Genomic DNA, 13,155 nt, shown 5'->3' with positions numbered 1-13,155 from the left:
TACGTCAAACAATTTAGATTTTGTAGCAAATTATTTGAAAACAAATGAAAAAGACGGTAAAGCTTTTGTTTATTCTACCGCTAACTATGTTATACTTATACAGTTGTGAATTAGAGACACTTGTCAAAAGAGAAAATAGAAACAGAAAGCTTTTGCTTTTTGAACATAGCTAAGGAGAGAAATTATTTATGGATCGTCGTTTAGATATACGTAACATTGCAATCATTGCCCACGTTGACCACGGAAAAACTACACTTGTAGATGAGTTACTTAAACAGTCAGGTACATTCCGCGATAATGAACAAGTCGCAGAGCGTGCAATGGATTCAAATGCCATTGAAAAAGAACGTGGTATTACCATTCTTGCAAAGAACACTGCTATTAATTATGGAGACACTCGTATCAACATCATGGATACACCAGGACACGCCGATTTTGGTGGTGAAGTTGAACGTATCATGAAAATGGTTGATGGAGTTCTTCTTGTTGTTGATGCTTATGAAGGTTGTATGCCTCAAACACGTTTTGTACTTAAGAAGGCCCTTGAGCAGAAGCTAACTCCAATTGTTGTTGTAAATAAAATTGACCGTGACTTCGCTCGTCCTACAGAGGTAGTAGATGAAGTGGTTGACTTGTTTATCGATCTTGGAGCAGATGAAGATCAGCTTGATTTCCCAGTTGTTTATGCTTCAGCAATTAATGGAACGTCAAGTCTTAATCATGAGAAACAAGATGATGACATGACTTGCTTGCTTAATAAAATTATTGAAGCAATCCAGCTCCATTTGATAACAGCAGTGAACCATTACAGTTCCAAGTAACAATGCTTGATTACAATGACTACCTTGGTCGTATTGGAATTGGTCGCGTATTCCGTGGAACCATCCAAGTAGGACAACAAGTAGCATTAATGAAGCTTGATGGTTCTGTTAAACAATACCGTGTAACAAAAATGTTTGGTTTCCTTGGTCTTAAGCGTGTTGAGATCGATATAGCAAAAGCTGGAGATCTAATTGCGATTTCAGGAATGGAAGAAATTAATGTTGGTGAGACAGTTACACCTGTTGAACATCAAGAAGCACTTCCAATTCTACGTATTGATGAGCCGACACTTCAAATGACGTTCCTTGTGAACAATAGCCCATTTGCTGGTCGTGAAGGAAAATATATTACAAGTCGTAAAGTAGAAGAGCGTTTAAAGGCTCAGCTTGAAACAGATGTAAGCTTACGAGTTGAGAACACAGACTCTCCAGAGGTTTGGATTGTATCTGGACGTGGCGAGCTTCACCTTTCGATCTTAATTGAGAATATGCGTCGTGAAGGTTTTGAGCTGCAAGTATCTAAGCCAGAAGTTATTATTCGCGAAATTGATGGTAAAGCTCATGAGCCTGTAGAACGTGTGCAAATTGATGTGCCTGAAGAGTACACTGGAGCTGTTATGGAATCTCTTGGTGAGCGTAAAGGTGAAATGGTCAATATGATAAATAGCGGAGGCGGACAGGTTCGTCTTGAGTTTATGGTGCCAGCTCGTGGATTAATTGGTTATTCTACAGAATTCCTTACACAAACACGTGGTTATGGAATTATTAATCACTCATTTGATAGCTACAAGCCTTTATTTGGTGGCCAAGTTGGCGGACGTCGTCAAGGAGTTCTTGTGTCAATCGAATCTGGTAAAACAAGCCAATATGGTATTATGCAGGTTGAAGACCGCGGAACGATTTTTGTTGAGCCAGGTACTGAAATCTATGAAGGTATGATTGTTGGTGAACATACACGTGATAATGACTTAACAGTTAATATTACAAAGATGAAGCAACAGACAAACGTACGTTCAGCTAATAAGGACCAAACGGTAACGATGAAGCGTCCTCGTATCTTAACTCTTGAAGAATCAATTGAGTACCTAAATGAAGATGAGTATTGTGAATTAACACCTGACTCTATCCGTTTACGTAAAAAGATTCTTAACAAAAACGAGCGTGAAAGATCAGAGAAACGTAAGAAAACAGGAAGCCAATCCTAGTAAAAAGGCGGGAGATATATGAAAGACAATATCAGCCAAGCTGACCTGGGTCAATATTCATGGCTTATGCAGCAAACAGCAGAACATCCTTGGTTGGGTTTTTGGACATGTATAGTAACCGTAATACTTGGAATTCTCGTTTTTAAGCTTGGTTTTGCTCAGAAGCTGCCATTACTAAAATCAATTATTATTTATGCGATGTTAGTAGTAGGTTGTTTCTTTCTTTGGACGATGGAGTTTGCATTTGGAGCTCCGATCATGGCAGTGCTAGCGATATCGGCTGTATTTCTTGGCGGATATCGTTATCGTCTGTACCTTCATCGAAAGCAGAACGAGCACGGGGAATTACACTCATAACAAAAAAAGACAGCGGCCGCCGCTGTCTTTTTTGTTATGCTCTTTTATTAATTGGAAGAATTTTCTCCGATTCGTTCTACTGTTTTTTGTTTAATACGCTTTTCGCACGTTTCGCACATATATGTATGAAGAGGACGATTGCGAAGTTTTTTTGCTAATGGTTTAAGATCATCAAGTTCATCAATTCGGTCACATAAAACACATTTGACTCTCATACACTTATTCACTCTCCTAACACTAGATATAGTGTACGCGTAATATGAAAGAAAATAAACCTTAATCACAAAATATAACAAGAAAAATAATAATGAAGAGTAAATTTTACAGAGAATTCAATTTTCTATGGATGCATTCTGATAAAATGTAATAGATAAGGGGGAGATTGTAGAAACTAAAAAAGACAATCTCGTCTAACAACCGAGTTGTTCTCATACACATAAGTATCATCAATGATCTTCAGGTAACTTCATGTAAAGCAACGTCTCGTCGAAAACAGGTCAGGGGGCATTCATGTTGAGAAAAATCTATGTGTTGGATACAAATGTATTACTGCAAGATCCATATTCCATTTTTGCTTTTCAAAAAAATGAGGTAGTCCTGCCTGCAGTTGTTCTTGAAGAGGTGGATTCTAAGAAACGTAACATGGATGAGATTGGACGCAATGCTCGTCAAATCTCAAAATTAATAGATCAACTACGTGAAAAAGGCAAGCTTCATGAAGGTGTTCCTCTCGATTCGGGTGGCTCGCTACGTGTTGAATTAAATCATCGATCATTTAGCTCATTAAAAGAATCGTTTGCAGAAATGACAAATGATAATCGTATAATAGCTGTTGCTCTAAACCTCTCATTAGAAGAACAGGAAAAGAAGAATGGAGCTAAAGTGACCCTGGTCAGTAAAGACGCATTAGTCCGAGTCAAAGGGGATGCGTTTGGATTAGATGTAGAAGATTTTTTAAATGATCGAGTGGTTGAATTTGATGAAGGATACGATGGATATATTGAGGCTTATGTGGATAAGGAAATTATAAAGAAATTTTACGATGAGGGTGGAATCACTCGTGGAGATTTAGCTATGCAAACTCCTCTTTATCCTCATCAATTTGTTATATTGAAGGATGTTCTAGGTGGATCAAGCTCTGCATTAGGTAAATTAGAACCGAATGGATTTGATATTCGACCTTTTGTAAGCGATTTGGATCAAGTGTGGGGGATTCGTTCGCGAAATGTTCAACAACGAATGGTATTTGAACTTTTACTTCGAGAGGATATACCGCTCGTTACGATGATTGGTAAGGCTTGGTACAGGTAAAACGTTATTGTCTTTAGCGGCAGGTTTGATGCAAACGGAAGATTTGCATACCTATAATAAATTGTTAGTTGCAAGACCAGTTGTTCCGTTAGGCAAGGATATAGGCTATCTACCTGGTGAAAAGGATGAGAAGCTCAGACCATGGATGCAACCAATCTATGATAATCTTGAATTTTTGTTTAATACAAAAAAGCCAGGTGAAATTGATCAAATACTTGCAGGTATGGGGTCAATCCAAGTTGAGGCACTTACTTATATCAGGGGACGCAGTATACCAGAGCAGTATATCATCATAGATGAGGCGCAAAACTTAACCAAACATGAGGTGAAAACGATTTTAACTAGGGTAGGTGAGAAGAGTAAAATTGTATTAATGGGTGATCCACAGCAAATTGACCACCCTTATCTTGATGAATACACGAATGGACTGACTTATGTCGTAGAAAAATTTAAAAATCAGTCCATTCACGGCCATGTGAAACTTGTAAAAGGTGAGCGGTCAGGTCTAGCTCAACTCGCTGCTGATTTATTGTAGTCTAAGCCTTAATAATCAAACGTTTTACATGGGTAATCGGTTCTTCTGCATTTGATCCATCGCCATAATAAAGGTGGACAGGACCATTTTCTTTTAACGGTTTACCGTCTTTTGAGAATCCAACAATTAATTTAAAGCCCTCTTCAAGTGTACAGGAATGTGATTCACCCGTTTCTGTTTCAATGATCAGAGATGAAGCGCTTTCCAGAGGCTGTGAATTTTGCAAAAATGGCTTTAGCGGCATCCCAAAAGAACCGTTAATTATTCTCTGTTTGTTATATCGAATTTTGTTACCATTGTGGTTAGGATTTGGAGGTTCAGAGCCTTCCAAACGTTCCTTATCCCATTGGGCAGAGATCGTTTTTTGATAGGTGGTTAGTTCATCATCCATCGTGTCAAGTTGATCAAAGTAAGATTCTAGATCGACCTTTCGTTCATCGAATATCCATACGGTTGGATCAATGGTTAAAGGGCGTGTAATCTCACCTTCAATAAAAAATACAAATTCATTCAAAGAAATTCCTCCTAATTTGAAGTCCGTCTACATTATAAAACGAAAAACGGTACTTTGTCAGTCATAGGGGTCCACAACAATTCTTTATTTCGAAAGTTGCAAAGTCAAATGCACAAGATTGGCTAAAAAGATTGCAATTTAGCGCTTTAGCAGATACTATGAGAGTATAGAAGATTCATCATGGTGAGGAGGGGACAATATGTCGATTAAGGTGATGACAAGCCAGGCTGAGAAAGCATATACACTTCTGCAGTCTGACGCAGAAAAGATACGCAAGCTTATTGAAGTTCAGTTGGAGAATCTAACGATGCCTCAATGCCCCCTCTACGAAGAAGTACTTGATACTCGTATGTTTGGGCTTTCACGTGAAATTGATTTTGCTGTTCGTCTTGGATTGGTTGAAGAAGATCAAGGAAAACAAATTCTTAGTGAATTAGAACGCAGACTAGCCGATTTACACGATTTAACAATTAAAAGGTAATATGTTAAAAGACTATGTTTATACCATAGTCTTTTTTGTTTGTCTATGATTTTTGGATAAAAAAAGTTTTGAAAATGACTGAACATTTCAATTGCTTTTTGTCCTACTTTACTTCTATACTAAATAACAAGCTTTACCCATGAGTAGATAAAAAATGTCAAAGTTGAGAGAGTAAAAGGGAGGACAAAATGAACGGATTAAACACAATAAAAAAAGTACTAGTAGCAAATCGGGGAGAAATTGCTATTCGGATTTTCCGGGCATGTTCAGAGCTACATATTCGAACGGTGGCTGTTTATTCTAAAGAAGACCTAGGAGCTTACCATAGATACAAAGCCGATGAAGCCTATCTGATTGGTGAAGGAAAAAAACCAATTGAGGCTTATTTAGACATAGAAGGAATCATTGAAACCGCAAAATTACATGGCGTGGATGCGATTCATCCAGGTTATGGTTTTCTATCAGAGAATCTTCAATTTGCAAAACGATGTCAAGAAGAAGGAATTATTTTTATAGGTCCTGAGCTAGAGCATCTTCGTATGTTTGGAGATAAGGTACAAGCAAAAGAACAGGCTTTAAAAGCAAAGTTACCGGTCATTCCTGGTAGTGATGGACCTGTTGATAGTGTTGAAGAAGTTGAAACTTTTGCACAAGAGCATGGCTATCCATTTATTATTAAAGCGTCACTTGGTGGCGGTGGCCGAGGTATGAGAATTGTTCGAACGGCTGAAGACTTAAGGGAATCATATGACCGAGCCAAATCGGAAGCTAAGTCGGCTTTCGGAAACGATGAAGTATACGTCGAGAAGTTCGTTGAAAATCCTAAACACATCGAGGTTCAAATTTTAGCAGATAAGCATGGTAACATCGTGCATCTATATGAGCGTGACTGTTCAGTCCAGCGTCGCCACCAAAAAGTAGTGGAGGTCGCACCAAGTGTTTCTCTAGGAGATGGAGTTAGGGAGAAAATCTGTGAAGCTGCTGTGCAATTGGCAGAGGCAATTGGTTATGTAAATGCTGGAACAGTGGAGTTTTTAGCAACGGAAAATGGAGAATTTTATTTTATAGAGGTAAACCCACGAGTTCAGGTGGAACATACGATTACTGAAATGGTAACGGGAATCGATATTGTTCAGTCACAGCTATTAATTGCAGACGGGGAAAAGCTTCATGATAAAAAAATGGGAATCCCAGTACAAGATGAGATTCAATGTAGTGGATTTGCAATTCAGTCACGGGTGACAACGGAAGATCCTGCAAATGGATTTTTGCCAGACACTGGACGAATTAATGCTTATCGAACCGGTGGTGGCTTTGGAGTACGTTTAGATGCAGGGAATGGTTTCCAGGGTTCCGTCATTTCTCCACACTACGATTCTTTACTGGTAAAAGTGTCTACTTGGGCATTAACGTATGACGGAGCTGCTTCAAAAATGCTTCGTAATCTACGTGAGTTCCGTATTCGTGGAATCAAAACGAATATTGCCTTTTTAGAGAATGTAGTACGTCATGAAGCCTTTTTAAATGGTTCGTATAATACATCATTTATTGATACCACACCTGAATTATTTATTTTCCCAAAAAGAAAAGACCGTGGAACAAAAATGTTGACGTTCCTTGGCGAGACCATTGTGAATGGTTATCCTGGCATTGAGAATGAGAAGAAACCAAATTTTGATAAACCAATTGTGCCTAAATTTAACCCGATTGATGAGATTCCAAATGGCACAAAGCAAATCCTTGATGAACAAGGTCCAGAAGGTTTAGCAAAATGGGTGAAGGATCAAAAGAACGTACTTCTAACGGATACGACATTCAGAGATGCGCATCAGTCATTACTTGCTACAAGAGTTCGTACACATGATCTTAAGAAAATTGCTGAGCCAACAGCTAGGTTACTTCCTGGTTTATTCTCTTATGAGATGTGGGGAGGGGCTACCTTTGATGTGGCGATGCGCTTCTTGCATGAAGATCCGTGGGAGCGTCTACTGATTTTAAGAAAACAAGCACCAAATGTGTTATTCCAAATGCTACTTCGTGCATCAAATGCAGTTGGTTATACAAATTATCCGGATAATGCAGTGGATGAATTTGTAGCAAAATCAGCTTCAGCGGGAATTGATGTATTCCGTATCTTCGACAGTTTAAACTGGGTTGAAGGCATGCGTCCGGCAATTGAATCGGTTCGTAAAACAGGGAAAATTGCGGAAGCGGCGATGTGTTATACAGGTGATATATCGGATTCAAGCAGAACAAAGTATGATCTTAACTATTATCTGAATCTTGCCCGTGAGTTAGAATCAGCAGGGGCTCATATTCTTGCCATTAAAGATATGGCAGGTTTACTTAAGCCTGAGGCTGCCTATACACTGATTTCTGCACTTAAAGAAACAATTGATATTCCAGTTCATTTACACACACATGATACGAGCGGTAATGGTGTTTATATGTACGCAAAAGCTGTAGAAGCAGGCGTGGATATTGTTGATGTTGCAATAAGCTCAATGGCCGGTTTGACCTCACAACCAAGTGCTAATACACTCTATTACGCCCTTGGAGGATCTAAGAGACAGCCGGATCTTAATATTTCATCATTAGAACAACTTGATGAATTTTGGGAAGCAACTAGAAAGTACTACCAAGGCTTTGAAAGTGGAATGAATGCACCTCACACTGAAGTGTATCAACACGAGATGCCAGGTGGACAATATAGTAATCTGCAGCAACAGGCCAAAGCTGTTGACCTTGGAGATCGCTGGAATGAAGTTAAGAAAATGTATCGAGTGGTCAATGACATGTTTGGTGATGTAGTAAAAGTAACACCATCTTCTAAGGTTGTTGGAGATATGGCTCTTTATATGGTTCAGAATGATTTATCAAGAGAAGATGTGTATGCAAAAGGGCATAACATTGATTTTCCTGATTCAGTTATTGAATTCTTCCAAGGTCAACTTGGACAACCATATCAAGGGTTCCCAAAAGATCTTCAAGACATTATTCTCAAGTCTCGTAAGCCGGTTGAAGGACGACCTGGTGCGTTACTTGACCCAATTGACTTTGAAGAGATTCAAAACAAATTGTTTAAACAATTAGATAGACAGGTAACAAGTCACGATTTGTTATCGTATGTGATGTATCCTAAGGTCTTTACAGAGTTTGAACAGTTCCGCGACAATTTTGGTGACGTCTCTGTTCTTGATACACCAACCTTCTTCTACGGTCTAAAACCAGGTGAAGAAATTGAGGTTGAAATTGAACAAGGGAAGACACTCATTGTGAAGCTCATTTCAGTATCTGCACCACGAGATGATGCAAAACGAATTGTTTATTTTGAATTAAATGGTCAACCTCGTGAAGTGTTAATCCAGGATCAATCTGTGCAAACAAAAGTAATCTCTCGTCCTAAAGTGGATAAGAACAATGAAAAACAGATTGGTGCAACAATGCCAGGTACGGTGATCAAAGCACTGGTATCCAAAGGGGATAAAGTGAAAAAAGGGGATCACTTGCTTATTACTGAAGCGATGAAGATGGAGACAACTGTGCAAGCAGCATTTGATGGTGAAATTAAAGATGTTTTTGTATCTGATAATGAACCAATTGCAACAGGAGATCTACTTATCGAGTTTACTTAATAGAAAGAGAAGAGGCTCAAGCAAAATGCTTGAGCCTCTTTTTCTGTTATTTAGTTGGTTTTCTAAACAAGATCATAGTCATGTATGCTAAGCAAGTAAACAATAATGAAACTAGAACAGCATGTGTCATTCCGACTTCAAGATATTGATTTAAGCTAAGGACAATGGTAATCCCACTAGAGAATTGTCCAACAACAAGTAATACAGAAATGACGCTTAGCCACTTTATCGTTCGACTAAGAGGAAACTTACGGAATATCCATATGGCTAAAATAAGTAAAGAAATCAACATGATGGTACCAAAAATTCGGTGGAAATACTGTGGTGCAACAGTCCAGAATGCATCTGGAATCCATTTTCCATTACATGTTGGAAAACCAGGACAAGCTAATGTAGAGTCAGTATGTTTTACAAAAGCGCCAGTATAGATAACAGCATAACAATACAGTAAGACTCCTAATACATATTTACGTAGACCTTTGCTGTTTTTTGGAGCAACCGGCCTACTTATTTTGTTTGAGTCCTCAAAACTTAAAATGATTAACAAAACAACTGATGATAACGATAATGCAGAAAATCCAAAGTGAAGAGCCATAACCAATGGTTGTTGACCAAAAACAACTGCTCCTGCTCCCATAAGACCTTGTAAAATAATCATAAATACAGATAGGAAGGCTAAAAATCTTGCTTCACGGATATGTTTTAGCTGCTTCCAAGCCCAGAAAGCTAAAATGATAACAAGTAGTCCAGCTAACCCAGAAACAATGCGATGACTGTACTCAATAATGGTTTCCATTGTTGGATTAAGAGGAACAACTTCCCCGAAACAGAGTGGCCATGTATCGCCACAGCCTTCGCCAGATCCGGTTTTAGAGACAAGGGCACCTTGAATTAAAACTAATAAAACAAAAAGGGCAGTTATAACTCCAAAAAATTTAAATCGTTTATGCACGTTCTTCACCTTCTAATTTCATTTGGAATGATGTTTGGACAATAGGTTGCTCACTTCTGATCATAGGTATGCAGATGAAAAAAGTCAATTTTACAGCAGAGAACTTTTTATGACGGTTTTTAAATGTGAATATCGTGTGAAAAAAAGGTTTATGATGAAACTGATCTCATAATAAGCTATAATGTAAACGTATACTGGTTATTATTGGCGGTCTATAAGCGTATCAGGAGGTGAACAGACGCATTTATGGCTTGGAACATGTATGCAAACAGCTAGCTGCGACGATCCTTATAGATTATTGAAAGCCTTATCAGATGGACTTTATTTTAGAATTGTAGTGAAGGTTTGGCGCGTGTCTAGAGAGAAATGAAAGGACTTACAATGAAAGAAAGTGAGGGAATGTTGATGAAACAAGTAAAGGCTTGGAGTGGACGTTTAGGACTTCTGGCAATTGTATTGCTTCTGTCAGGCTGTTTTGGGAATGAAAACCTAACTGCACTAGATCCAAAAGGTCCACAAGCACAATGGATCTATGACAATATGATTCTGTCATTATACATAATGGCATTTGTTACACTTGTTGTATTTGCGATATTTTTCTATATCCTAGCAAAGTTCCGACGTAAATCAGGAGATAATGAATATCCTAAGCAAGTACACGGTAGTACGGTACTAGAGATTACGTGGACGGTTATTCCGATCTTACTATTACTAGTCCTATTTGTTCCGACAATTATTGGTACATTTGATTTTGCAGAAAGTCAGGCTCCAGAAGATGTTGAAGATGCAGTATACATAGATGTAACTGGTCATCAGTATTGGTGGCAGTTTGATTATGAAGAAGGTTTTACAGCTTGGACAAGAAGTCTATATTCCAACTGGCGAACGTGTTTATTTTACATTAAATGCAACAGATGTAATTCACTCGTTTTGGGTACCGGCTTTAGGTGGGAAAATTGATACCGTACCGGGCATCGAAAACACGCTTTGGCTTCATGCAGAGGAACCAGGAACGTATATGGGGAAATGTGCTGAGCTTTGTGGACCATCACATGCTTTAATGGACTTTAAACTTATTGCACTTGAGCGTGAAGATTATGACCAGTGGGTTGAAGACATGGTTGCCAAGGCAGATGTAGAACAGCCTGAAGATTCTTCCGTTCAACAAGGGTATGAAGTATTTCAAGATAACTGTATTAGCTGTCATGCTGTTGGTGGAGCAGGGTCTGCATCAGGACCAACTCTAACAAACTTTAATGACCGTAAAACAATTGCAGGTTATTTAGATAATACGGATGAGCAATTAAGAGATTGGATTCGAAATCCGGATGAATTCAAACAAGGTAACAACATGATTCCGTTCCCAGAGTCAGAGATCTCAGATGATGAGATGGATTCACTGATCGCGTATCTACGTTCTTTAGATGTGCGTGAAGAAGCCGACCCAGAGTAATAAAGGAAAAGGAGGTTTAAGACATTGGCAGCAGTCAAACAAGAGAAAAGTGTCATCATGGATTGGTTAACAACCGTTGACCATAAAAAACTAGGCATTATGTATTTAATAGCTTGGAACGCTATTTTTCTGTAAAGCAGGTTTAATGGCTGTATTTATGAGAATTCAATTAATGTTTCCTGAGAATACATTCTTAAGCGGTCAAACGTTTAATGAGTTTATTACAATGCACGGAACCATTATGTTATTCCTAGCAGCTACACCGTTACTATTTGCATTTATGAACTATTTTATACCGTTACAAATAGGGGCTCGTGATGTAGCATTCCCATTTGTAAATGCATTAGGATTCTGGATTTTCTTATCTGGAGGACTTTTATTAAGTACTAGTTGGTTTTTTGGTGGAGGGCCAGATGCTGGTTGGACAGCATATGTACCGTTATCTACTCAAGACCGCTTAGGTATTGATTTTTATGTGCTTGGTTTACAGGTATCAGGGATTGGAACATTAATCTCTGCGATTAACTTCCTTGTAACCATTGTGAATATGAGAGCACCTGGAATGAGTATGATGCGACTACCACTATTTGTGTGGACGTCTTTTATTTCTTCAACACTAATTCTATTTGCATTTACTCCTCTTGCAGCAGGTCTTGCTCTTTTAATGCTTGAGCGGATATTTGATGCACAATTCTTTGTGCCAAGCGTTGGAGGAAACGTAGTTATTTGGCAACATATCTTCTGGATTTTTGGTCACCCAGAGGTTTATATTCTTGTTCTACCTGCATTTGGTATTATTTCAGAGGTCATTCCTGCCTTTTCTAGAAAGCGTTTGTTTGGTTATACGGCAATGGTATTTGCCACAATGATCATTGCGTTTTTAGGATTTATGGTTTGGGCTCACCATATGTTCACTGTAGGTATGGGACCTGTAGCTAACTCAGTATTTGCGGTAGCTACAATGACCATTGCGGTTCCAACAGGTATCAAGATCTTTAACTGGCTCTTTACGATGTGGGGCGGAAAGATTACGTTTAATACAGCGATGCTATTTGCGTCTTCCTTTGTTCCTACCTTCGTTCTAGGTGGAGTAACTGGGGTCATGCTAGCAATGGCGCCGGTAGACTATCTTTATCATGATACCTATTTTGTAGTAGCTCATTTTCACTACATCATTGTTGGTGGGATTGTATTAGCATTATTTGCTGGATTATTCTACTGGTATCCAAAAATGTTTGGTCACAAATTAAACGAGACTTTAGGGAAATGGTTTTTCGCCATATTTTATATCGGGTTCCATCTGACATTTTTTATTCAGCATTTATTAGGTTTGATGGGTATGCCAAGACGAGTATTTACCTATCTAAAAGATCAAGGCCTAGATGCGTATAATATGGTCAGTACAATTGGAACGTTTTTCATGACTGCAGGTATTATCCTTTTAGTTGTGAATATCATTTACTCAGCCTTTAAAGGTGAAAGAGTAACAGATGCTGATCCGTGGGATGCAAGAACATTGGAATGGGCAACACCAACACCTGTACCAGAGTATAACTTTGCTCAAACTCCACAGGTACGTTCTCTAGATCCGTTGTTTTATGAAAAAATTCACGGTGATGGCACGATGAAACCGGCAGAACCAATTCAAGAAATTCATATGCCGAATGGTTCAATACTTCCGCTTATCATCTCTATTGGTCTATATTTCTTAGGGTTTGGTTTGATTATGCTTGAAATGGATAACCCTATTATTAATCCATGGATTGTAGTAGTTGCTGGATTTGCGATTACATTCGGCTGTATGGCAATACGATCAATAAAAGAAGATCACGGTTATCACGTGCCAATTGAACAAATTAAGCGTGAATTACCTAAAAAGGGGGAAAAGTAG

8 protein-coding genes and 3 pseudogenes are annotated in these 13,155 nt (G+C 38.6%); 8 read left to right on the top strand and 3 right to left on the bottom strand.

The window, feature by feature from the left end; genetic code table 11:
- Positions 1 to 188: 188 nt before the first annotated feature.
- Together typA and NDM98_RS04635 are read left to right on the top strand one after the other, a co-directional pair.
- Positions 189 to 2,026 (top strand): annotated as a pseudogene (gene typA, locus NDM98_RS04640) (translational GTPase TypA).
- An 18-nt stretch (positions 2,027 to 2,044) separates the two neighbouring features.
- Complete coding sequence (locus NDM98_RS04635) at positions 2,045 to 2,383, top strand: YlaH-like family protein (protein WP_251604973.1); 339 nt, start codon at positions 2,045 to 2,047, stop codon at positions 2,381 to 2,383.
- A gap of 47 nt (positions 2,384 to 2,430) precedes the next feature.
- On the opposite strand, the gene NDM98_RS04630 is transcribed toward NDM98_RS04635, so the two are convergent.
- Positions 2,431 to 2,598: a YlaI family protein gene (locus tag NDM98_RS04630; protein ID WP_251604972.1), complete on the bottom strand. Its 168-nt coding sequence runs from the start codon at positions 2,596 to 2,598 to the stop codon at positions 2,431 to 2,433.
- A gap of 298 nt (positions 2,599 to 2,896) precedes the next feature.
- Between NDM98_RS04630 and NDM98_RS04625 the strand changes: the two are divergent.
- Positions 2,897 to 4,229: pseudogene (locus NDM98_RS04625) on the top strand (PhoH family protein).
- Position 4,230: 1 nt separating this feature from the next.
- On the opposite strand, the gene NDM98_RS04620 reads toward NDM98_RS04625, so the two are convergent.
- Positions 4,231 to 4,743 carry a peptidyl-prolyl cis-trans isomerase gene (locus NDM98_RS04620; RefSeq protein WP_251604971.1) on the bottom strand — a complete coding sequence of 171 codons (513 nt, stop codon included), beginning with the start codon at positions 4,741 to 4,743 and terminating at the stop codon, positions 4,231 to 4,233.
- Between the two features lie 199 nt (positions 4,744 to 4,942).
- On the opposite strand from NDM98_RS04620, the gene NDM98_RS04615 reads away from it, so the two are divergent.
- Positions 4,943 to 5,224 (top strand): Fpa/YlaN family protein, encoded by a 282-nt coding sequence (locus NDM98_RS04615; protein WP_251604969.1) that lies wholly within the window; start codon positions 4,943 to 4,945, stop codon positions 5,222 to 5,224.
- 188 nt (positions 5,225 to 5,412) lie between these two features.
- On the top strand, positions 5,413 to 8,859 hold the full coding sequence (gene pyc, locus NDM98_RS04610; protein WP_251604968.1) for a pyruvate carboxylase: 3,447 nt from the start codon (positions 5,413 to 5,415) through the stop codon (positions 8,857 to 8,859).
- 46 nt (positions 8,860 to 8,905) lie between these two features.
- Here the strand turns inward: pyc and NDM98_RS04605 are convergent, their stop codons facing one another.
- Positions 8,906 to 9,811, bottom strand: a complete 906-nt coding sequence (locus tag NDM98_RS04605) for a COX15/CtaA family protein (RefSeq protein WP_251604967.1) — start codon at positions 9,809 to 9,811, stop codon at positions 8,906 to 8,908.
- Between the two features lie 405 nt (positions 9,812 to 10,216).
- On the opposite strand from NDM98_RS04605, the gene NDM98_RS24430 reads away from it, so the two are divergent.
- The 3 genes and pseudogenes from NDM98_RS24430 (at position 10,217) to ctaD (ending at position 13,155) form a co-directional block, all read left to right on the top strand.
- Positions 10,217 to 10,771 carry a cytochrome c oxidase subunit II transmembrane domain-containing protein gene (locus NDM98_RS24430; RefSeq protein ID WP_308807682.1) on the top strand — a complete coding sequence of 185 codons (555 nt, stop codon included), beginning with the start codon at positions 10,217 to 10,219 and terminating at the stop codon, positions 10,769 to 10,771.
- Complete coding sequence (locus NDM98_RS23845; protein WP_308807729.1) at positions 10,683 to 11,264, top strand: cytochrome c oxidase subunit II; 582 nt, start codon at positions 10,683 to 10,685, stop codon at positions 11,262 to 11,264. Before NDM98_RS24430 ends, NDM98_RS23845 begins: the two co-directional genes overlap by 89 nt.
- Positions 11,265 to 11,321: 57 nt before the next feature.
- Positions 11,322 to 13,155: pseudogene (ctaD, locus tag NDM98_RS04595) on the top strand (cytochrome c oxidase subunit I).

The sequence above is a fragment of the Alkalicoccobacillus plakortidis genome (genome assembly GCF_023703085.1).
Lineage (GTDB): Bacteria > Bacillota > Bacilli > Bacillales > Bacillaceae_D > Alkalicoccobacillus > Alkalicoccobacillus plakortidis.
Note: the sequence above shows the minus strand (reverse complement) of the source record. Positions and strands in the feature narration are given on the sequence as shown.

Bases quoted from the DNA above. Each gene is read 5' to 3' on its own strand.
- NDM98_RS04635 (WP_251604973.1), top strand. From the start codon at position 2,045: ATGAAAGACAATATCAGCCAAGCTGACCTGGGTCAATATTCATGGCTT.
- NDM98_RS04615 (WP_251604969.1), top strand. From the start codon at position 4,943: ATGTCGATTAAGGTGATGACAAGCCAGGCTGAGAAAGCATATACACTT.
- NDM98_RS04630 (WP_251604972.1), bottom strand. From the start codon at position 2,598: ATGAGAGTCAAATGTGTTTTATGTGACCGAATTGATGAACTTGATGAT.
- pyc (WP_251604968.1), top strand. From the start codon at position 5,413: ATGAACGGATTAAACACAATAAAAAAAGTACTAGTAGCAAATCGGGGA.
- NDM98_RS24430 (WP_308807682.1), top strand. From the start codon at position 10,217: ATGAAACAAGTAAAGGCTTGGAGTGGACGTTTAGGACTTCTGGCAATT.